A 21092-nucleotide genomic window follows, 5' to 3' on the forward strand; every position below is an offset into this window, starting at 1 on the left:
AAGGATAAGGAGGATGATGATGCAGAGTAAATTATTAAAAACGAGATTTATACGATCGTTACCTGGAAGAATTCGAATTGAAATATATAAACTAAAATACAACTTGGACATGGCGAACTTGATAGTAGAACGTTTTCGTGACGTGGAAGGTATTTATCAAGTGAGTCCCTCTATCTCTACAGGAAGAGCCCTGATTACTTACGATATCAACAAGACCTCTCTACATACCGTTTGTGAAATAATTAAACTCCTAGAAGAACAAACTACAAAGAATACTAACTTTAACAATATTGAAGAAACGAAGAAAGCAGAAGATTCTTCATCTAGTGTAATTTCTTACGAGAAAAAAGGTGAAGGTGTTCCATTGCCACTAGCGCTTTCTGTCGCTGGATTAGGTGCGTTCGGTATAAAGCAACTATTTATGGGAAGATCAGCTTTAGCTAGAAGTCCAGGGCTTTTTTACTTGTCGGGGGCTTTATCTGTTTTGACGGGATACCCGTTTTTAAAACGAGGATTCAAAAAAATGGTTGCTAGCAAAAAAGTGAATTCTGATCTAGTGCTTGGCATAGGAACGCTTGCACTCGCACTAGCGCGGGAAAATATCGTCGTACTAGCGGGACTTAGTCTATTAAATTATTTAAATTGGAAGCGTAGTCAAGCGAACATAAATGAAGAGACAGATTCGTATAAAGAAAGAATTTTATCCCCGGAGATTAAAGCATACAGTGAAAAGCAATCGAAATGGGGCATGCTTTTTGGGGGAGCAACATGGGCCTTTACGAGAAATCCACTACGCGGAATGGCGGTTTTATTAGCTGCGAATCCGAAACCTGCAGTTTCGTCTGCTGAGTATGCATGGCGACAAGGAGATCTCGTTGCGAGGGAAAGAGGATATCTTATTCCAAATGAAGGATCGTTATCTCAACTGTCCCGAACGAGAACAATCGTATTTGACGATGTATCGCGTATATTCTGTCATGAAGAAGCGGAGATTAGCTGCATTTCAGAAGATGAAGGGCAAGTTTGGTGCACGGCAGCCTCACTGCTGGAGAAAAGTGGGCATGATTGGAAAGAGGAAGTTGTGCAACGAGCGAAGCAAACAGGAAGAACGTTAAGGAAAGCTTTTGAAATCGAAGTTGATGACGAAGGGATAAAAGGTGACATACAAGGCATTCCATCCTTTATCGGGAGTAAAGTATTTGTGCAGCGAAATGGTGTAGATATAAGTGCTTATGAGCTAGAAGCGAAAGGACTTGGCAAAGAAGGATTTAACGTTCAGTTCGTTGCTAAAGGTAAAAAATGTGTAGGATTGTTAGTTGGATCGAAAATGACGATTACACCTGAATTCATAGAAATAATGAAAGAATTAGGTGAAAATCAGTGGAAGTTTGCAGTTTTGCAAAATAGTTTACATGTAAATCATAGTGTTCTTTCGCAGCACGGTATTGATGCAAGTTGGCAACATAGTGATGTTGTAGAGCGTGTGGAGCGTATTCGTTCGGATGGGGAAGAAGTATTATTTGTTTGTGAGGATAATATTGAATTTCCGTCTGTATCTTATTATGAAATGAAAAATATATTTCAGTCAATCGCCTATGCGAAACAAATCGATTTATTAGTGAAAGAACATTTTCGAGTAGCGAAAATATGGAATATTGCCGGGGAGATGCTGGCTGTTTGGTCTATATTCACGGCACCTATTATCGCTTTAATGGCAAATGCTCTATCTTTAACGTTTTTATCTAGAGCGAAGCGAGTAAGTGAGAAGATTTTTTCTAATAAAAAGTTACTGAATATGAACCACTCGGTAGCTAGAGAAACTTCTACAAAATGGTATGCACTCTCGCAAGAAGATGTAATAAAAGATTTACAAGTGGAGAAACAGCAAGGGCTAAGCGCTCGAGAAGTGCAAATGCGACAAGAAAAGTATGGAATGAATAGAATTGAACCGAAGCAGTCTGTTCCTTGGATTGTTTCATTTATGGGGCAATTTAAAGAGTTTACATCGCTTATTTTACTTGGAGCAGCTGGATTGTCTGTATTATCAGGCGGGGTGTTTGATGGATTAGCGATGGGGACAATTCTCGTCGTCAATGCGGTAATTGGAACCCTTCAAGAGCGAAAAGCAGAAAAAGTAGTAGAAGCTTTAAATCAATTCCGTGCGCCAAATTGTATAGTAACCCGTGAAGGGGAAGAGATAGAGGTAGCAAGTAGTGAGCTCGTCCCAGGTGATGTTGTCTGCCTTCAAGCCGGAGACCGCGTACCTGCGGATCTTCGTATTATAGACTCTTGGAATTTAGAAGTTAATGAAGCGATGCTAACGGGTGAGTCTCTACCAGTTGAAAAGAAAGTGGATGCGGTAGGGGAAGAATCTTCGTTAGCGGAGCAGAATAATATGCTCTTTATGGGCACATCCGTAACGCGCGGCAAGGCGAGAGCTATAGTAGTGGAAACCGGGATGAGTACAGAGATGGGCTATATGATTTCCTTAATGAAGGGGGAAGAAACAGAGCCTACACCACTACAGCAAAAGGTGACGTCTATTAGTAAAACCTTTATTAAAGGAGCATTTGTGGCTGGCGGTATTGTGCTTGTAGCAGGATTGCTACGCGGTTTACCGATTACGCAAATGATTACAACAGCAGTTGCTCTTACAGCATCTGCTGTGCCAGAAGGTTTACCGATTATGATTACAATCGCTTTAAGTGCAGGAATCTTTCGTATGCAAAAGCAAAATGCACTTGTTCGGAAGCTTTCCAGTTTAGAAACGTTAGGTAGAACAACTGTTATTTGTTCTGATAAAACAGGTACTCTTACGAAGAATGAAATGACAGTTAAAGTCATTGCCACACCAAATCGTATGTGGAGTGTATCGGGTGATGGATATGAACCAGTTGGTACAATATCGGATGTAACGTCGTCTAAAGTCGCAGCTGCTGTAGAGATGGAAGTAGAAGAAGCGACTTATCATGAAAGTGAAAAAACGCCGTTAGAACATCCAGATTTTGTTCGCGTTCTGCAAATTAGTGTTCTTTGTAATAATAGTAAGTTAGAACATGAAGACGATCAGTGGATTGTGAAAGGTGACCCAACTGAAGGGGCTTTATTAAGTTTTGCTTCTAAAGCGGGTGTTTCATATAAGGATATGGCATCATTTGAACGACATCATGAAGAACCGTTCGATTCTGAGACGAAAATTATGAGTGTCGTTTGTAAGGAAAATGAATCATTGTATAAGTTTTCGAAAGGATCTGTAGAGGCAATCCTTACTAGATGTAAATGGTATCAACATAACGGTGAAATCTATCCGTTATGTGATAAAGAAAAAGAGGTCATTTTACAACAAAACGAGGGTTTTGCAGAACAGGCATTACGTGTATTAGGTTTTGCGTATAGTAATGTTGAGAATGATGACCTTATTTTTGTTGGATTAGTTGGTATGATTGATCCGCCAAAACCTGAAGTGGAAGAGAGTATTCGTGAAGCGATTGAACTTGGTGTAAAGCCTGTCATGATTACTGGGGATCATCCGACTACGGCAATTTCTATTGCGAAGCAGACCGGTATTTGGAATCGTGATGATCGTGTTTTGACAGGGGTAGAAATCGACAATGTAACAGATGAACAATTAAAAGAAATTGTAAAAAATACTTCTGTTTTTGCTCGCGTAACACCGGCACATAAGTTACGTATAGTAGCTGCATACCAAGCGGACGGTCAAATTGTAGCGATGACTGGGGATGGTGTAAATGATACACCTGCTATAAAGAAAGCGAACATTGGTATTGCGATGGGGCAAACAGGAACAGAAGTAACGAAAGAAGCTGCGGATCTTATATTGAAAAAAGATCATTTCGGTTCCATTGTGGAAGGGGTAAAAGAAGGTAGAACGATTATTGGTAATATTCGTAAAGCGGTTGGATGTTTATTGACGGGAAATTTAGCTGAAGTATTAGTGACAAGTGCGGCAGTTATTGCGGGAATGCCGATTCCGTTAGTACCAATTCAAATTTTATTAATGAATCTTATTACAGATGCTTTACCAGCGATGATTTTAGCTGTAAATCCTGGAAACAAAACGAAGCAAACGAAACGTCAAGATATTGTTGATAAAGAGTTGTACAAAAAAGTTGTAACGCGGGGAATACTGCTTGGAGCAGGTTCACTTGCTTTATTCGGTATGAGCTTAGCGGTTGGCGTGCCTCTTGCGGTAGCGCAAACATCAGCATTTGCAGCATTAGTTGCCGGTCAACTTATTCAAACATTCTCTTGGAGACAAGAAGGATCGGACGAAACGATGCGTGATTGGTCAAAAGATCGTTTCTTTGTGACGGCGTTAGGAACGTCTTGGCTTGTATTATTATCAGCTATATATGTTCCGCCATTTGCTCGTATATTCCATACCGCTCCATTAACATTTATGCAATGGGTACCTGTTCTTTTTGTAGCTGGTACAGTGTCTCAAATTTCAAAACCTATTATTAAATTAATCTCATATAAGAATGATGACTCGAAAAAGTTGGTAGTTAATGAACTAGCATTATTAAAAACAGTGTAAAGGAGTAATGAAAATGATACGAAAAATTGTTATTGGATCTACTTTAGCGTTAGCAAGTGCCGCTTTATTACCTGTTGTAAGAAATACACTCCGTCCACTTGTTGAATCAGGTGCAAAAGGTGTGAAGTCTACTTTTGAAACGATTAAAGAAGAAGTGGAAGATATTATTGTAGAAGCGAAAATGGATAGAATGCAAAAACAATTCGAGAAAGAACTTTCTTATGTTGAAGAAGAACATTCTAATGAACAAGAGATAATTGAAGCAGCTGCAAAGGTTGAGGAAAAGGAGGAAGTAAGAAATGACGCATAAAGCTGTTGAACAAGATGTAGATTACCACCTAGAGAAAGCGTTAGAACATTTTGAGCAAGGATTAGATTTAAGTGTAAAAGCGGTATCGGAAAATAAAGCGATGCAAAAAGAAATTTCTAGTAAAATGGGATCTTTTACGGGAGATATTTTTCAATTCGTTCGCGAAAAAGGAAAAGTACATCGTATGAATATAATGAAGTGGTTCACTCTACCCCGTTTTTAAACAGAGCTGTTAAGTGGAAGGAATATAGGGAGTTATTTTCTTCCTATATTCCTATTCCATGCTATGTATGTCACGTTAGTTTCCGGGATGTTCAACAATACGAAGGGGTGAACGAAATGGCAGCATGGATGATGGTATTAGCACTAACGTTTTCATCGAGTATTGACAACTTAGGGGTAGGAATTTCTTATGGCATTCGAAATATAAAAATTAGTCATCTATCAAATTTTATTATTTCGGTAATTTGCTTTTTATTTAGTGTAGTAGGAATATATTTTGGCTTATGGCTATCAAAAATTTTACCTGGGATAATGCCGGTTGTAATCGGTTCGTTCTTATTAGTTATAATCGGTCTCCGAATCATCTTACTAGCAATTCCTCGGAAGGTTTCGGTGCAAGAGATTGAAGGAGAAGTGGGGGACACTGAAATAAATGGCTTAACGAAAAATATCGGTAAATCTGGGGAAATCGGTTTTGTGGAGTCTATTTTTCTTGGGATTGGTTTATCTGCTAATGCGCTCACAAATGGATTAGGAGCGGGTTTGTTCGGTTTGAATCCAATTGCTGTTTGTATTGCAGCTGCAGTTGGTAGTTTTATTACAGTATGGGGCGGAGTTGTGTTGGGAAGAAAGATAGCTCACGTTCGCATCGGTAAATTCACTTTAGGTCAGTTTGGTACATTGATTAGTGGAACATTATTATTAGTTATTGCCTTTGCTGCATTTTTTGATTAATTCATAGAAGGTGAGTGAAAGTGAGATTACTGTATAAAAGACTGAAATATTCGGAATTAGAATCGGAGTTACAATTAGTAGAAAGTGTTTTAAGTTCGGGGTATTTTATTTTATTGGATTTAATCTTCGTATCTTTCTTATTAATGGTACTGACCTTTTCTATGCATCATTCATTTTTTATAGCAATTGTCACATTCGTGAGTTCTTACATAATTTGTGGTAGTGTATTTTTATTATTACGGAAATGGTTAAAATGAGTTAAAAAGCTATCTTAATTTTTTAAGATAGCTTTTTTGTTTACAAAATGTAAACATATAAAGGACTTCTATCTTGTAAATAGTCAAAAAAATTTGTTAATATGAATTGTATAGAGATTATAGTTGTTTTTCTTATAATAACTATGGTTATTCTCGTGAATAAAGGGGAATGAGATATGTCTCAAGATAATGAAAAAAGTAATCTTGGATTGTTGTTGAAAAAGTTACTTAAGGAAAAGTCTTTATCGATGCGAAAGCTTAGTTTGCTTACTGAAATTGATACGGCTACTATTTCAATGATTGTAAATGGTAAGCGAAAGGCAAATCCGAAGCATTTGCAAAAGTTCGCGGAGAGTCTTGGTGTTCCAGTTGGTGATTTGTTTGTGGCAGCAGGCTATTCTATTGAAACGAAACAGGAGGAGCAATCGGATATTCATGTTTCCATTAATAACATTGAACATTTACTTGAATCCGCACAGCTCTATGATCAAAAGTTTAGTATATCGAATGTAGAGCAGCAATTAACGAATTATGAACAATATTCGCAAACAGAAGAAGGCAAAGAAACGATTGAAAAGGGGTTTCTTGAAAAGATTCAAAAGGTAAGCAGTATTGGCCCGTTTATTAATGATTTAAAAGAATTGTATGAAAGATTTACGAAGAAGAAGGGAACGACTGCAGAACTTGCTTTAATGGGAAGTGCGCTGATCTACTTTATATTATCGGTCGATGTAATTCCGGATTATATATTTCCAATCGGCTATTTAGATGATGCGGTTGCAGTACAACTCGTTTTAAATGCACTAATGAAAAGGTAAGATGTTTATATGAATAGATAGATAAGGATATTTATATACCAATAGTTTGAGATAATTGTATCGTTATGAATATACGAAAAAGGTGTACCCCGTGTTAGAACGGAGTACACCTTTTTCGTTTTAATTTGCCGATTCTTCTACATACTCATAAGCTTTCTCACCATGCATCGAAATATCAAGTCCCATGTGTTCCTCGTGCTCATCTACTCGAACGGGGAGGAAAAAGCTAATAACTTTAATAATGGTGTACGTCATTATGATTGTAAAGGCATAGGTTGCCCCGATTGCTACAAGTTGTTTAAACAGTAACGCGGCGTTTCCGTAAAACAATCCGTTCGCACCATCCCCGTTTACGGCAGTAGTTGCAAATAGTCCTGTTGCAATACCGCCCCAAGTTCCTCCGATGCCGTGGCATCCAAAGGCATCAAGTGTATCGTCATAACCGAATTTTGTTTTTAAGAAGAAAACGGCGCCAAAGCATAATATACCACCAATTGCTCCGATAAGAAGAGCTGAGAAAGGTGTAACGAACCCGCAAGCTGGTGTAATAGCGACTAGACCGGAAACGGCGCCACAAGCAGCTCCCATCGCAGTCGGTTTTGATTGGAAGAACCACTCTGAAAGCATCCAAGTTAATGCTGAGGCAGCAGCAGCTATATTTGTATTAATAAATGCAGTTAAAGCTACATCATTTAAAGATAATGCGCTGCCGACGTTAAAACCGAACCAGCCAAACCATAATAAGCCTGCGCCTAACATTGTAAATGGCAAATGATGAGGAGAAGAACCATTTATGTTTTTTCGTTTTCCAAGGAAAATAGCTAATACAAGACCAGCAACTCCGGAAGTGATGTGAACGACGTTTCCGCCAGCGAAGTCTAGTGCACCAAGTTCCCTTAGCCAACCGCCGACGCCCCATACCCAATGAGCGACAGGATTGTAAACGATCGTTGTCCATAGAAGGATAAAAATAAGAAAGGCAGAAAATCGCATTCTTTCAGCAAATGCACCTGAAATTAAAGCTGGAGTTAAAATGGCGAACATGAGTTGAAACATCATGAATAAATTGTGAGGAATAGTAGATGAGTAGTCTGGATTTGGTGCGTAGGTAACTCCGTTTAGACCGAACCAATCAAGTGTACCGATAAGCCCGTGCCAATCTGGTCCGAATGATAAAGAATAGCCGATAACAATCCATTGAATCGAAACGATAGCCATTGCGCTATAACTATGCATCGTTGTACTGAGTACGTTTTTGCTGCGAACCATACCTCCATAAAAAAGTGCCAATCCTGGTGTCATCAACATGACCATTACTGTCGTCATAAACATAAAAACTGTATCTCCCATATCCATGATCTCTCCTCCTGTAATGTTAGAAAAAATAACATATATTTGTTATGTTTCATATCATATTCGAAATTAAACCAAAAATCAACTAAAAATTCAGAAAATTATATATATGATGTAATGAAACCTAACATGAATTATTTTGTGAGGATTAAAATCGACATATGCGCTTCATTCAGAAAATTGGTATAATATTCTTACAATTAAAGAACTTGGGGGATGCGTGTGGGAAAAATACGGACTAGGAAACTATTCATTTGTTTTTGCTTAGCTGTTGTTTTGTTTGTACCAATACATACTTTTGCAGACGAAAAAAGAGAGTGGCGAGATGAAGTTATATACTCCATTATGATTGATCGCTTCAATAATGGAGAACCGAAAAATGACAAGCAGTTAGAAGTTGGTAATTTAGAAGGGTATCAAGGCGGGGATATAAGAGGAATTATAAAAAGGTTGGATTACATAAAAGAAATGGGTTTTACTACCATTATGCTTTCGCCGCTTTTTGAAAGTGGAAAGTACGATGGATTAGACGTGCGAAATTTTAAAAAGGTAAATGAACATTTCGGGACAGACAATGATGTGAAAGAACTTGTAAAAGAAGCTCATGCAAAAGGAATGAAAGTTGTATTTCAATTTCCACTTGGAGAAAACGAACAACAGGTAATTGATGCAACGAAATGGTGGATAAAAGAAGTTGATTTAGACGGAAGTTATGTTATACATAGTGAAAAAAAGCCGCGTTCCTTTTGGGATAACGCGCAAAAAGATATGCAAGTGATAAAGAAAGATTTTCGTATTATGACAAAGGAGGATGGTGAATACAACGAAAAAATAGTAGAATCGTTTTCTAAAGCAGATGTATCGGTGAAATCGTTATACGATGTGAGTAAAAAAGAAGGAGAATTTGTTACGCTTTTAGATGATCAAGAAACAAAAAGATATGCGCGTATTGCAAAAGAAAATATGTATTATCCGCCATCACGTTTAAAACTGGCGCTTACTTATTTGTTAACATCACCTGGAATTCCGAATTTTTATTACGGAACTGAAATTGCATTAGATGGAGGAAGTGTACCCGATAATAGACGATTAATGGATTTTAAGTCAGACGAAAAGTTTATGCAGCACATAACAAAACTAGGTGAACTTAGGCAGGCGAGACCGTCTTTACGACGCGGTACGTTTGAGCTTCTGTATGATAAGAGCGGGATGAGCATACTAAAACGAAAATATAAAGATGAAGTAACTTTAGTAGCAATTAATAATACGAAAGAAACACAAAAAGTCTCCTTACCTGCAAGTGCAATTGGTGAAAAACAAGAGTTAAGAGGATTGTTGCAGGATGAAATTATAAGAGAGGAAAACGGAAAATTTTATCTCGTTTTAAAGCGTGAAGAATCAAACGTGTATAAAGTTAACGGAGAAACAGGTGTGAATTGGTTATTTATCTCCTTAATCGTTGGTGTGAATGTATTATTTATTGCGTTTTTAATTGCAGTTAAAAGGAAACGTAGATGAGAAGTTGCTGGCTCTATGTTCATGTCTTCTTATTGTATATGTAAGTTTGTTCGGTGGCGCGATAGTATTTATTCTGTTGATATGAAATTTCTTAAGAGAAACGATGTGAGAATGAAAACGTCCCTAGTGAGAGGAGGGCCAGGTTAGGAAGGGGATGTTCTTCCTAACCTGTTTTTTGTGTTAGCACCGATAGGGAAGAATCTTTGAAGCAATCAATAATTGTAACTATATTGATTTTACATTACATTAAAAGTTAGAGAATACTCTTATACTAATACAGTGCTAAATAGTAGGTGGAAAATGGAATTTTACGATTTGGGTATTACCATTAAAGAGCTTAGAATTAAAAAAATATATCACAATCCGAATTATGTCATGGAATATGTTCACAAAGTCAAATTAGCTATTAATCTAAATACTTTATACTTATTAGGTGAACTTTACTATTTAAAGGGATGGAATTTATTAAGATTTAAACAACAGAATGAAGAAGATATTGCAAATAACATGAAAAAAGCATTATTTATATTTGAACTAACAGAAAAAGAAAATCTGATAAAAATGGTTAAAGAAAAATATTTTGAAAACCAAAATGAAAAAAGCCACTCATAATTCATTTGGGGATTACTTGAAATATAATAGAACCTACAGGGAAAATCCCTGTAGGTTCTAAACTTATAAACTTTCTTTTAAAATATTAGTGTTTAATATAAATTTTTGAATAAGAGTTTACTTAGTTTACTTTTTATTTTGAAGTCTGCATCTTTATTAACCATTTATGCTTCTTTTTAACTCCATCCAAATATAATTAAAATTAAGATGGTTCAAGTCGGAGGAAGGCGCTTTTAGGTGTCTTTTTTTATGACTTTTATCATTAACTATTTAATGTTTTTTTAAATGATTACATGACATAGTTTTTTTGTACCAAGCTTTGTTGATACAGTTAGACTTATCCGTTAGTGAATTCGCATTATTAGAACATCCTACAGTATTTAGGGAGAATGTGGCCAATAAAAACCATAGTATTAATTTCTTCATATAACCACTTCTAACTCTTTTTTAATTAACATTTTTTAAGTTCCTTATTAATTTTACATTATATTAAAGGTTGGGAAATATTCTTATACTCATAAATTGTTACGTTTTGGCGGGGGGGGAATTATGAGTTACAGCGATTTTTAAGATGATTTTGGTCTAGGATGTAGTTATTAAGAAAAGTAATTCAAATCGAAGGGGGAACGTCTTGAGGTGTCTTTTTCTTATTTTCAATAAGGTCTGCTAAATGCATGTATAAAACAAATTCTACAATAAGGCCTAGTTTAATCATACGGTCACTTGTAAAGTCTTCGTATGGTTAGACTCTGTTCACTTAGCAATTTTCACCGCATATACCTTTTTATATAGTTTGTTCTCGTAATATTGTCTCTACAAGACAAAAAAGAAAACTCCTCTAATTAAGAGGAGTTTTCTTTTTAGCGGTAGTTAATGAACTGTACGTCGATTGGTAAATCAGCGCTACGAACCGCTGCGATTACTGCTTGTAAGTCATCACGGCTTTTTGCTGTAACACGTACTTGATCATCTTGTACTTGTGTTTTTACTTTTAATTTCATTTCTTTAATGATGTTGTTAATTTTTTTCGCGTTATCTTTATCGATACCTTGTTGAAGTGTTGCGCGTTGGCGAACAGTGTTGCCAGTTGCAGCTTCAACTTTTCCGTAATCTAAGTTCTTAATTGGAACGTTACGTTTTACAAGTTTAGAGATAAGAACGTCTTTTACTTGCTCTAATTTAAACTCGTCATCAGAAGTTAAAACAAGTACTTCTTTTTCTAATTTAATATCACTTTTACTTCCTTTAAAGTCATATCGGTTTTGGATTTCTTTTAATGCGATATTAATTGCGTTTGTTACTTCAGGTAATTCTACTTTCGAAACGATGTCAAAAGAACTATCTTTTGCCATAGTTAGCACCTCCAAATAAATTTCCAATCTTGTTATGTACTGTACATACTAAAGTATAGCTGAAAACGAGTCTAGACTTAAGTGTTTTCGTACTTATATTCATGTAACCTCATTTTATTATAGTGAATTTTGGGCAGTTGGACAAATACAGGAAAAATCATGTTATAATTAACTTTTGTTTGGAATGATAAAAAAGATAATTTTATATATATAGAAGGGAATTAAAAAATATGTATTTGCAAATAGGATCGATTGAACAGGTAACTGTTTTACGCGAAACGGAAATCGGATATATGGTTGGGAATGAAGAAGAAGAAATTTTCCTACATAAAAACGAAGTAGCTGGAGAAATTGCAGAAGGCGATACGATTGATGTATTCTTATACCTTGATCACCAAAATCGTATTTCAGCAACAATGAAGGAACCAATTATTACAACGTATGATTGGAACTGGGTAAAGGTTGTAGAAGTTATTCCTAGTTTAGGTGTGTTTGTTGATATTGGTGTGTCAAAAGATATACTAATTCCAGCTGATGAGTTCCCGATTTATATGCCGGTATGGCCAGAAGTAGGCGACGAATTATATTGTACGTTAAAATTAACAAATCGTGATCGTTTAATTGCTCTTCCGGCAAGAGACAGTGATATGCAAGAAATTATCGTAGATGCAACGCCATCTATGCGTAATAAAAACGTAAACGGACGTGTATATCGTTCACTTCAAGTTGGTTCATTCATACTAACGGATGAGCATTTCCGTGCTTTCCTACACCATACAGAAAGAAAAGAACAAGTCCGCATCGGTCAGCGTGTAACGGGCCGTATTATTGACGTAAAAGATGACGGTACAATTAACATTTCACTTCTTCCTCGTAAAGAAGAAGGAATGGAAGATGATGCTGCAGTAATTTATGCATATATGGAAGAACGAGGCGGAGCAATGCCGTTTTGGGATAAGAGCCATCCAGAAGATATTAAAGAACGCTTTAACATGAGTAAAGCTGCATTTAAGCGCGCACTTGGTAAGTTGATGAAAGAAGAAAAGGTTTACCAAGAAGAAGGTTGGACGTACTTTAAGAAATAAGGTGGATGAAAAAAGAACTATTCTTTCTCTGAATTTTTAAGAGAAGGGATAGTTCTTTTTATTTTTAATAATGTATTCGCTCTATAAGGTAGATATTGTGAAAGAAGTAGGCAGGATGGAAACTAAAGTTATAGAAGAGGTATGTTATAAAGTTTTAAAAATATATGGTTAATTATTATGTAGTTTTTTAAGTGAGATTTTGATTGTAGTATTTCTTATGTGATTCATTAAAAAGGCTAAAAGAATATAAGAGATTTATCACAGTGTTTGTACTGCCTATCCTGCTATTTGCCGGGCAGTAAGATCATCACTGATTAAAGTTTCATTTTATGTATAAAATTGTGATAGCTTTTACACTGTGTTTTGAATTTTTACAACGCTGACAGTATTAAAAATATAAAATAATTAGGATGATTATATGCATATTTGGATACTAACAAATTGGCGGAAATATTATAATCTAGAAGAGAAGAGTCATCGCATGGGACTACGAGTAAAATTCGATAAAGATGTTGATCCTGAAGTGAGAAGAGCTATTAAAGAGTTTTGTAAATGGATACGCCGAGAATATTTTTTTCCAATTAGAGTACCTATTTATGTGAAATCTTCATATAAAATAAAGGCGATGGATGGTGAGTTGGTCTATGGTACTTTCTTTGAACCATTTGATCGAAATGATGAGCCGTATATTCGTATTTCGACAGGAGATTATTACGATGAGCTAGAGAAAAGAGGGAAAGATGACGCTTTGGGAGGATATTTGTTTACTATTGCGCATGAACTAACACATTATTTTCAATGGATTAATGATATAAGACTAACGAGAATTGGATATGAGAGGCAGGCTACTGCTTATTCAGGATATATTATTGATGAGTATAAAGAAACTAGAGAGCATCCGTGAAATAGAAACTTTATGGATAATTGGAAGTATGATAATTAGCAATGGGCTTGAATGAATGCCCTAATATTTAGGGGCTATCCGGGATTAGATATCTGAGTTATTAAACAAAAATAAGTGTGGGTAATACGCTTTGACGAAAAGGTGTGTATATGAAATTTTATAACGCAGTATATCTTATAATTTCTTATGATGATGAGATATTGAAAGAGAGGTACGAAAATGCAAGATAATGTACTGGAACAATTGATAAAGAGTCTCTCGGTATTATCCCTTGAAAAAGAACACGAAATAGCAGCAGTTGATTTACATGATATATATGAGAGCACTGAAAGATTCGAACAATTACTTGAAAATATTATGAACTCACAACAGTCTAAAGAAGAATTAATAGATGCGCTAATTGAAGTGGAGATAGAATTAGATCACATCAATTGGCATTACAAAAGCTTGAAGAAAAAGTTGGAAATATTGATGAAAGATTAAAAAGCACAACCTTATTTAAAAAAATAAGGTTGTGCTTTTTTAATTTCCTTGCGGAGAAACAAGAGTAAATGTATCTTTCAAATCACTATCATTTATTTTAATATTTGCCTTTTTTAATTCCTCTTGTAACAATTTTTTGCTGAATACAGGATCAGCAGTACGTTCTTCCTCTAAGTTTTTGCGAATAGAGTTTTTTACCTCATCGTAAGGTTTTAAATCTTTTTTATCAGTTAATTTAATAACGTGATAACCGTTTGATGATTTTACGGGGTTGCTAATTTGTCCAACATTTAGTTTGTAGGCAGCCGTTTCGAATTCAGGAGCCATTGTACCTGAATTGAAGTATCCAAGGTCTCCGCCTTTATCTTTTGATAGTAGATCTTGTGATTCTTGTTTTGCTAATTCTTCAAATGAAGCACCAGCATCTAGTTTACTCTTTATTTCTTTCGCTTCATTTTCGTCACTTACTAAAATGTGACTCGCTTTAATTTCTGGCTTATAGTGGTCTTTTATGTCTTTTTCTGTAATGCTTTTCTTAATCGCTTCATTCATAGCAAGTTTGAACTTAATTTGATTTTTGAAATCCTCTTCATCTTTTAAACCATAATTTTCTAATACTTTTTTGAATTGATCTCCATATTGTTTTTTTACTTTTTCTACTTCTTTATTTACCTCTTCATCAGGTACTTTATATTTTTTTGTGATGACGTCTTGTGCCATCATTTCGTATAGCATGTCTTTTCCGTAACGATCTTTCAATTGTTTTTCGAAGTTATCCTTTGTAATGGTGGAGTCTGTTGCTGTAGCGACTGTAGCTGAGCCATTCTTTTGTCCGCAAGCAGATAGCATCAATATACTTATTAGTGCAGTAATAATGAAAATATGTTTCCCTCTCATGCCAACACCTCATCCGAATATGTTATCGCTATTGTAGAATATAGAAGTGAACATGAAGTGAATTTTTAATGTTTTTTTCCTTTAAAATGTAAAAAAGTACATCAACATAATTGTTGATGTACGATGGAATCAAAGGTGATCGGTCTTTTTAGAGTATGCACGTTTACCTTGCTGAATATTTTTTTGCTCTTGCTCATTTTTTTGTGTGCGTTTTGCGTTATTATCGCGTGCTTTTTTGTCGTTATCACTCGTATGTGGCATATGTATCAACTCCATTTCTAAACGTTGTACGTTTATCATTTCCTTTTTCGTAAAGACTATGTATAGCGGTGCATTTATGAAGGGTAAAGGTGGATTCGAAATGGATTTGAAGTTGAATTATACTGAACTTATAAAGAAGTTAATCGTTGTAATCATCGCAGGTTTATTAAACGCGATTGGGATGAATTTATTTTTAACGCCAGCAAAAGTGTATGCGAGCGGCTTTGCTGGATTGTCTCAATTATTATCACAAATATTAGGTGATTTTTTATCGATTCACATATCTACGGGAGTATTGTTTAGCTTATTTAATATTCCTGTCGTTATTTTAGCGTGGAAAAAGGTTGGAAAGGCCTTCACCTTTTTTAGTTTTCTTTGTGTTATATTTATGACTCTGTTTCTAGAAATCATCCCTGTTAGAGCGGTTTCGAATGATATTATATTAAATGCGATTTTTGGCGGGATTATTTCGGCAATTGGAGTAGGGATTGCTTTAAAGTGGGGTGCTTCTACAGGTGGATTAGATATTATCGCCATGATTTTATCAAAAATAAAAGATAAGCCTGTCGGTACATACTTTTTCTTTTTTAATGCAATTATCATTATCGCTGCTGGCTATGTATATGGATGGGAAAAAGCGTTGTATACGCTAGTGACTTTATATGTATCAACGAGAATTATTGATGCAATTCATACTCGTCATGTAAAGATTACAGCATTAATTGTTACGAAGAATGGGGCAGACGTAAGAAAGGCGATTCACTCGCGATTAGTAAGAGGGATTACAACGATACCAGCAACAGGTGCTTATACGAATGAAAATAAAGAAATGTTAATGATGGTTATTACCCGTTACGAGTTATACGAATTAGAGAGGATTATTAGACAAGTGGACCCAGGTGCATTTACAAATATACTGCAAACAGTTGGGGTGTTCGGATTGTTTCGGAAAGATTAAAGAGGACCAAAGTTGGTCCTCTTTTTTAATGTAAATTCGTAATGTTTTGCAATTGCTCTTGCATTTCACGGAGCTGAACTTTTTCAGCAGTTGAAGAGTTTGCGTAAGCGGATTGCAAAGCATTTTTTGCTCTATACACGAGATCTTGTTGCTCAGTACCGCTTGAACAAGATACGGCATTTTCAACAGCATCTCTAGCTTGTTGGAATAGTAAGTTCCCCATTTAAACCCCTCCAAAAGAAGAGTTACTTCTTGCTTTTTCTGCCTCAGCTAATGTACCTCTGTACGGGAATCTTGCATCATGCTTCATAACAGCATCGGCTCCTTGTTGGATAAAACGTTTTGATTTGTTCTTTTTACCCATTCGAAAAACCCCCTTTATTTAGCTGAAAACAATCGACGCAATGTCTCATGCGTCTACTTATAGTATGGACATTTGGCAGGAAACTATAAGTAGGGAATTTTTAGATTACAACCCAAGAACCTCTTCTAAATATAAAGCAATACCATCTTCTTCGTTCGTTAACGTCGTATGGTTTGCGAGTGATTTTAATTCAGGGATGGCATTTCCCATTGCGATGCCATGACCAGCAAATTCAATCATTTCAAAATCATTATCTTCATCACCGAAAGCGATAATGCGCTCTTGTGGAATGTTGTAATGACTAGAAATTTTTTGTAATCCAACTGCTTTATTTAATCCGCTTTTCACAATTTCAATAATCGGCCAAGGTGCGCCCCATTTTCTATGGTCGATTACTTCCGCATGCATATCCGTTAAATGTTGACGAATTGCAGTAGAATGCTCGTCATGTGCGTCAATTAATAAGCAAGTTGGATGATCGTTTAAAATATTTAATAAGTCTCCGGTAAAAATCTTAGGAGAGCCGAATTCGAAAATATGTTTTTTATCTTCATCAATTTCACGAACATACACATCGTCCATTACTTCCGCGTATATATTTTTTACGCCAAAATCAAAGCAAGCTCGGACAATTTCTTGCGCTGTTGCTAGCTCAAGAGGAGAGTGGTGTGTTCCCCAGCTTGAATCAAGAGGATGATGTACGTAAGCACCGTTAAAGTTTACGATAGGTGTGTTAAGAGCAAGTTCTTTATAGTAATCATAACTAGCACGGAATGGACGTCCTGTTGAAATAACAACAATATGTCCCTGTTCCTTTGCTTTTGCAATTGTATGTTTCGTTCGAGTGGAAATTATTTTGTTGTCTGTTAATAAAGTACCGTCTAAGTCTAATGCGATTAAATGTTGTTTGTTCATAATTTCACCTCTTATAATAATTTTTTTGTATCTATCTGTATTTCCGTTTTTAATATGCAGAAATAAGAGGTTAGACTCGGTGAAATCACCATAGATGGAAATTTCACTATATATCCATCTTACGTCTCAAAGTGCTGCGGTGTCTACTATTTATCGTTGGAAATTAAGAAAAGTCAACATCTTTTTAGAAAGTTCAAACAATGTTTCTTTCATTATGTACAAATTGTGAAAAGGGTTACATTGCTCGTGTGGTGAGGCATATAATGAACATGTAATCTTCTCGTATATGTTTGACTCTCCTTTGAAACTAGCCTAGAGTAGGTTGGTTTCTTTTTTTTTCTACAAGTAGGAAAGAAATCCCTGCTTACGCTTGTGTCATTCATATATATGTACAAGAATGAGATGTAGTACTGTTTCCTAAACATGACAGAAAAGCTTTCTTTTAAAATGGATATACTAATGAGGCAAGACGTCATGGAAGGAGAATGAAGATGGGACAAAATCGCAGGTTTCGTTCTGGACAAAAAGCGCCGAATGATGGCATTTACGTAGAAATTGGTGAAACGGGAAGTATGGTGAAAGATCCGCAAATGGTGAAATTAACTGCCGGTGAAAAGTTTCCGGATAACACGAATCATAACCGCCAGTGGACATATAAAAGAAAACCGTAACAGAAGCCGCAATCATTATTGCGGCTTTTTTGTCGTTACACATTGTAATTTCATTTACCGTATTTTTTAGCAGTATAATGAATGCTCTCTTTTTCTTTTTCAAATAATAAGTTTGAAAATACATAGGCAAAATTATTGTATAAAAAAGTCAGTTGGCGTATAATCAAATCAAAGGTCAAAGAAAGTCAAACTTTTGGAGGGCTGTAAAGATGGACTTAAATCAAATGACAACAAAAACACAAGAGGCGATTATGAGTGCCCAATCTTTAGCGGTATCTCATCATCACCAAGAGGTGGATACTGTTCATCTATTACTTGCATTATTAGAAGAGCAAGATGGATTAGCAGTACGTATATTTCAAAAAATGAATGTTGATATAGAAGCATTAAAGCAAGGTGCTGAAAGTTTAATTAAAAAGAAACCTTCTGTAACGGGGAGCGGTGCAGAAGTTGGAAAATTGTATGTAACGAGCGCTCTGCAACAACTGCTTGTAAGAGCAGGGAAAGAAGCAGAAAAACTGCAGGATGATTACATTTCAGTAGAACATGTATTGCTTGCTTTTTCTGAAGAAAAAGGCGATATAAATCAATTATTTACAAGATTGCATATTACGAAAGATAACTTATTACAGTCTTTAATGACAGTTCGGGGGAATCAAAGAGTGACTAGTCAAAATCCAGAAGCAACTTATGAAGCGTTAGAAAAATATGGCCGTGATTTAGTGGCGGAAGTGAGAGCAGGGAAAATCGATCCTGTAATCGGCCGTGATAGTGAAATACGACGTGTAATCCGTATTCTTTCACGTAAAACGAAAAACAATCCGGTTTTAATTGGGGAGCCAGGTGTTGGTAAAACAGCAATCGTTGAAGGGCTAGCACAGCGTATTGTGAAAAAGGATGTACCTGAAGGATTGAAAGATAGAACGATTTTTGCGTTAGATATGAGTGCACTCGTAGCTGGTGCGAAATTCCGTGGTGAGTTCGAAGAGCGTCTGCAAGCTGTATTAAATGAAATTAAAAAGAGTGAAGGACGCATTTTATTATTCATTGATGAACTTCATACAATAGTTGGAGCTGGTAAAACAGAAGGAGCCATGGATGCAGGAAATATGTTAAAACCGATGCTTGCGCGTGGTGAACTGCATTGTATCGGGGCGACGACGCTCGATGAATATCGCAAATATATTGAGAAAGATCCAGCGCTAGAAAGACGTTTCCAACAAGTATTAGCAGAAGAACCAACTGTTGAAGATACAATTTCAATTTTACGTGGATTAAAAGAACGCTTTGAAATTTATCACGGTGTAAATATTCATGACCGTGCGATTGTAGCAGCGTCAGTTTTATCAGATCGATATATTTCAGATCGATTCTTACCTGATAAAGCAATTGACCTTGTTGATGAAGCGTGTGCAACAATTCGTACAGAAATCGATTCTATGCCAACAGAATTAGATGAAGTAACGCGCCGCATTATGCAGCTGGAAATTGAAGAAGCGGCTCTTGGAAAAGAAACGGATCGTGGTAGCCAAGAGCGTCTAAAAACATTGCAACGTGAATTATCGGATTTAAAAGAAGTTGCAAGTGGTATGAGAGCGAAATGGGAGAAAGAAAAAGAAGAAATTCACAAAGTTCGTGACTTACGTGAACATTTAGAACGTCTGCGTCGTGAATTAGAAGAAGCAGAAGGTAATTACGATTTAAATAAAGCAGCCGAACTTCGTCACGGAAAAATTCCAGCAATTGAAAAAGAGTTAAAAGAAGCGGAAGAAATGGGCGGGCATAATAAACAAGAAAATCGTTTATTACGTGAGGAAGTAAGTGAAGAAGAAATTGCAGATATTGTTTCACGCTGGACTGGTATTCCTGTTGCGAAACTCGTGGAAGGTGAACGCGAGAAATTATTACGCTTAGAGCAAATCTTATCAGAGCGTGTTATCGGACAAGAGGAAGCAGTAAGCCTAGTGTCAGACGCAGTTCTTCGTGCTCGCGCTGGTATTAAAGATCCGAACCGCCCGATTGGTTCTTTCATCTTCTTAGGACCAACAGGTGTTGGTAAAACAGAACTTGCAAAAACGTTAGCCCAGTCTTTATTTGATAGTGAAGAGCAAATGATTCGCATTGACATGTCTGAGTATATGGAGAAACACGCAGTATCACGCTTAATTGGTGCACCTCCTGGATATGTAGGATATGAGGAAGGCGGTCAATTAACAGAAGCGGTAAGACGTAAACCATATTCCGTTGTTTTATTAGATGAAATTGAAAAAGCACATCCAGAAGTATTCAACATTTTATTACAAATGTTAGATGATGGACGCATTACAGATTCGCAAGGTCGTACAGTGGATTTTAAAAATACAGTTATTATTATGACTTCAAATATCGGATCTGCTCATTTACTAGATGGATTAGAAGAAGATGGTTCGATTAAAGAGGAATCAAGAGACCTTGTAATGGGGCAATTAAGAGGACATTTCCGCCCTGAATTTTTAAACCGTGTTGATGAAATTATTTTATTCAAACCTCTTACAACGAATGAAATTAAAGGCATTGTTGATAAAATTGTAAAAGAACTACAAGGTCGTCTAGCTGACCGTCACATTACAGTAGAATTAACAGATGCAGCAAAAGAATTTGTTGTAGAAGCTGGTTTCGACCCAATGTACGGAGCTCGTCCATTAAAACGATACGTACAGCGTCAAGTGGAAACGAAATTAGCACGAGAATTAATTGCAGGAACAATTACTGACAATAGTCACGTAGTTGTTGATGTAGAAAATAACGAATTAGTCGTTCATGTGAAATAAAAATAAAAA

At 36.1% G+C, this 21092-nt stretch carries 20 protein-coding genes and 1 pseudogene; 14 read left to right on the top strand and 7 right to left on the bottom strand.

The genetic code is table 11. The annotated features are described in order from the left end of the window. The first annotated feature begins 19 nt into the window (after positions 1–19). The 6 genes from QO049_RS15165 (at position 20) to QO049_RS15190 (ending at position 6900) form a co-directional block, all read left to right on the top strand. A complete protein-coding gene (locus QO049_RS15165) occupies positions 20–4558 on the top strand; it encodes a cation-translocating P-type ATPase (protein ID WP_246962316.1) in 4539 nt (1512 codons plus the stop codon). 13 nt (positions 4559–4571) lie between these two features. Then, positions 4572–4868, top strand: coding sequence for a hypothetical protein (locus QO049_RS15170; protein ID WP_000619724.1), 297 nt, complete (start codon positions 4572–4574; stop codon positions 4866–4868). After that, entirely contained in the window at positions 4858–5091 is a 234-nt protein-coding gene (locus QO049_RS15175) for a hypothetical protein (protein ID WP_246962318.1), read from the top strand. The genes QO049_RS15170 and QO049_RS15175 overlap by 11 nt, the downstream gene beginning before the upstream one ends. 116 nt (positions 5092–5207) lie before the next feature. Beyond that, the gene (gene ytaF, locus QO049_RS15180; RefSeq protein WP_000741934.1) at positions 5208–5825 is read left to right on the top strand and encodes a sporulation membrane protein YtaF; all 618 of its coding nucleotides are present in this window, start codon (positions 5208–5210) and stop codon (positions 5823–5825) included. 20 nt (positions 5826–5845) lie between these two features. Further along, positions 5846–6082, top strand: a complete 237-nt coding sequence (locus QO049_RS15185) for a hypothetical protein (protein ID WP_001238640.1) — start codon at positions 5846–5848, stop codon at positions 6080–6082. Positions 6083–6258: 176 nt separating this feature from the next. Continuing rightward, positions 6259–6900: a DUF1232 domain-containing protein gene (locus QO049_RS15190; RefSeq protein ID WP_000076219.1), complete on the top strand. Its 642-nt coding sequence runs from the start codon at positions 6259–6261 to the stop codon at positions 6898–6900. 120 nt (positions 6901–7020) lie between these two features. On the opposite strand, the gene QO049_RS15195 is transcribed toward QO049_RS15190, so the two are convergent. Continuing rightward, the gene (locus tag QO049_RS15195; RefSeq protein WP_246962320.1) at positions 7021–8256 is read right to left on the bottom strand and encodes an ammonium transporter; all 1236 of its coding nucleotides are present in this window, start codon (positions 8254–8256) and stop codon (positions 7021–7023) included. 213 nt (positions 8257–8469) lie between these two features. Here QO049_RS15195 and QO049_RS15200 point away from each other — a divergent pair, with 213 nt between their 5' ends. Together QO049_RS15200 and QO049_RS15205 are read left to right on the top strand one after the other, a co-directional pair. Further along, on the top strand, positions 8470–9771 hold the full coding sequence (locus QO049_RS15200; RefSeq protein WP_065704607.1) for an alpha-amylase family glycosyl hydrolase: 1302 nt from the start codon (positions 8470–8472) through the stop codon (positions 9769–9771). A gap of 393 nt (positions 9772–10164) precedes the next feature. Beyond that, positions 10165–10383, top strand: a pseudogene (locus tag QO049_RS15205) (hypothetical protein); the annotation flags it as partial. Between the two features lie 860 nt (positions 10384–11243). On the opposite strand, the gene QO049_RS15210 reads toward QO049_RS15205, so the two are convergent. Beyond that, positions 11244–11735, bottom strand: coding sequence for a YajQ family cyclic di-GMP-binding protein (locus QO049_RS15210; RefSeq protein WP_001040149.1), 492 nt, complete (start codon positions 11733–11735; stop codon positions 11244–11246). Between the two features lie 230 nt (positions 11736–11965). Here QO049_RS15210 and QO049_RS15215 point away from each other — a divergent pair, with 230 nt between their 5' ends. From QO049_RS15215 to QO049_RS15225, 3 genes are all read left to right on the top strand, one after another. Then, positions 11966–12820, top strand: a complete 855-nt coding sequence (locus QO049_RS15215) for a CvfB family protein (RefSeq protein WP_000281257.1) — start codon at positions 11966–11968, stop codon at positions 12818–12820. Between the two features lie 418 nt (positions 12821–13238). Then, positions 13239–13724, top strand: coding sequence for a hypothetical protein (locus QO049_RS15220; protein WP_000548429.1), 486 nt, complete (start codon positions 13239–13241; stop codon positions 13722–13724). A 219-nt stretch (positions 13725–13943) separates the two neighbouring features. After that, positions 13944–14207, top strand: coding sequence for a hypothetical protein (locus QO049_RS15225; protein WP_001153798.1), 264 nt, complete (start codon positions 13944–13946; stop codon positions 14205–14207). A 39-nt stretch (positions 14208–14246) separates the two neighbouring features. Here QO049_RS15225 and prsA read toward each other — a convergent pair whose 3' ends face one another. Both prsA and QO049_RS15235 read right to left on the bottom strand, forming a co-directional pair. Then, positions 14247–15104 carry a peptidylprolyl isomerase PrsA gene (gene prsA, locus QO049_RS15230; protein WP_065704601.1) on the bottom strand — a complete coding sequence of 286 codons (858 nt, stop codon included), beginning with the start codon at positions 15102–15104 and terminating at the stop codon, positions 14247–14249. Between the two features lie 129 nt (positions 15105–15233). Continuing rightward, positions 15234–15365, bottom strand: coding sequence for a DUF3941 domain-containing protein (locus tag QO049_RS15235; protein ID WP_001120851.1), 132 nt, complete (start codon positions 15363–15365; stop codon positions 15234–15236). Positions 15366–15465: 100 nt separating this feature from the next. On the opposite strand from QO049_RS15235, the gene QO049_RS15240 reads away from it, so the two are divergent. Next, entirely contained in the window at positions 15466–16323 is an 858-nt protein-coding gene (locus QO049_RS15240; protein ID WP_000364432.1) for a YitT family protein, read from the top strand. 25 nt (positions 16324–16348) lie between these two features. On the opposite strand, the gene QO049_RS15245 is transcribed toward QO049_RS15240, so the two are convergent. From QO049_RS15245 to QO049_RS15255, 3 genes are all read right to left on the bottom strand, one after another. Beyond that, entirely contained in the window at positions 16349–16546 is a 198-nt protein-coding gene (locus QO049_RS15245) for a DUF3813 domain-containing protein (protein ID WP_000527407.1), read from the bottom strand. Beyond that, on the bottom strand, positions 16547–16687 hold the full coding sequence (locus QO049_RS15250; RefSeq protein ID WP_000516816.1) for a hypothetical protein: 141 nt from the start codon (positions 16685–16687) through the stop codon (positions 16547–16549). A gap of 105 nt (positions 16688–16792) precedes the next feature. Next, positions 16793–17602, bottom strand: a complete 810-nt coding sequence (locus QO049_RS15255) for a Cof-type HAD-IIB family hydrolase (RefSeq protein WP_001041231.1) — start codon at positions 17600–17602, stop codon at positions 16793–16795. Between the two features lie 491 nt (positions 17603–18093). Between QO049_RS15255 and QO049_RS15260 the strand changes: the two genes are divergently transcribed. Continuing rightward, a complete protein-coding gene (locus QO049_RS15260) occupies positions 18094–18273 on the top strand; it encodes a YjzC family protein (protein ID WP_000531421.1) in 180 nt (59 codons plus the stop codon). 209 nt (positions 18274–18482) lie between these two features. Continuing rightward, complete coding sequence (gene clpB, locus QO049_RS15265) at positions 18483–21083, top strand: ATP-dependent chaperone ClpB (RefSeq protein ID WP_000365405.1); 2601 nt, start codon at positions 18483–18485, stop codon at positions 21081–21083. Positions 21084–21092: the final 9 nt, after the last annotated feature.

The organism is Bacillus sp. RB3, assembly GCF_030164735.1.
GTDB lineage: Bacteria > Bacillota > Bacilli > Bacillales > Bacillaceae_G > Bacillus_A > Bacillus_A cereus.

Coding starts and splice junctions, on each gene's coding strand:
- QO049_RS15165 (WP_246962316.1), top strand. CDS start 20: ATGCAGAGTAAATTATTAAAAACGAGATTTATACGATCGTTACCTGGA.
- QO049_RS15170 (WP_000619724.1), top strand. CDS start 4,572: ATGATACGAAAAATTGTTATTGGATCTACTTTAGCGTTAGCAAGTGCC.
- QO049_RS15175 (WP_246962318.1), top strand. CDS start 4,858: ATGACGCATAAAGCTGTTGAACAAGATGTAGATTACCACCTAGAGAAA.
- ytaF (WP_000741934.1), top strand. CDS start 5,208: ATGGCAGCATGGATGATGGTATTAGCACTAACGTTTTCATCGAGTATT.
- QO049_RS15190 (WP_000076219.1), top strand. CDS start 6,259: ATGTCTCAAGATAATGAAAAAAGTAATCTTGGATTGTTGTTGAAAAAG.
- QO049_RS15195 (WP_246962320.1), bottom strand. CDS start 8,256: ATGGATATGGGAGATACAGTTTTTATGTTTATGACGACAGTAATGGTC.
- QO049_RS15200 (WP_065704607.1), top strand. CDS start 8,470: ATGCGTGTGGGAAAAATACGGACTAGGAAACTATTCATTTGTTTTTGC.
- QO049_RS15210 (WP_001040149.1), bottom strand. CDS start 11,735: ATGGCAAAAGATAGTTCTTTTGACATCGTTTCGAAAGTAGAATTACCT.
- QO049_RS15215 (WP_000281257.1), top strand. CDS start 11,966: ATGTATTTGCAAATAGGATCGATTGAACAGGTAACTGTTTTACGCGAA.
- QO049_RS15220 (WP_000548429.1), top strand. CDS start 13,239: ATGCATATTTGGATACTAACAAATTGGCGGAAATATTATAATCTAGAA.
- QO049_RS15225 (WP_001153798.1), top strand. CDS start 13,944: ATGCAAGATAATGTACTGGAACAATTGATAAAGAGTCTCTCGGTATTA.
- prsA (WP_065704601.1), bottom strand. CDS start 15,104: ATGAGAGGGAAACATATTTTCATTATTACTGCACTAATAAGTATATTG.
- QO049_RS15235 (WP_001120851.1), bottom strand. CDS start 15,365: ATGCCACATACGAGTGATAACGACAAAAAAGCACGCGATAATAACGCA.
- QO049_RS15240 (WP_000364432.1), top strand. CDS start 15,466: ATGGATTTGAAGTTGAATTATACTGAACTTATAAAGAAGTTAATCGTT.
- QO049_RS15245 (WP_000527407.1), bottom strand. CDS start 16,546: ATGGGGAACTTACTATTCCAACAAGCTAGAGATGCTGTTGAAAATGCC.
- QO049_RS15250 (WP_000516816.1), bottom strand. CDS start 16,687: ATGGGTAAAAAGAACAAATCAAAACGTTTTATCCAACAAGGAGCCGAT.
- QO049_RS15255 (WP_001041231.1), bottom strand. CDS start 17,602: ATGAACAAACAACATTTAATCGCATTAGACTTAGACGGTACTTTATTA.
- QO049_RS15260 (WP_000531421.1), top strand. CDS start 18,094: ATGGGACAAAATCGCAGGTTTCGTTCTGGACAAAAAGCGCCGAATGAT.
- clpB (WP_000365405.1), top strand. CDS start 18,483: ATGGACTTAAATCAAATGACAACAAAAACACAAGAGGCGATTATGAGT.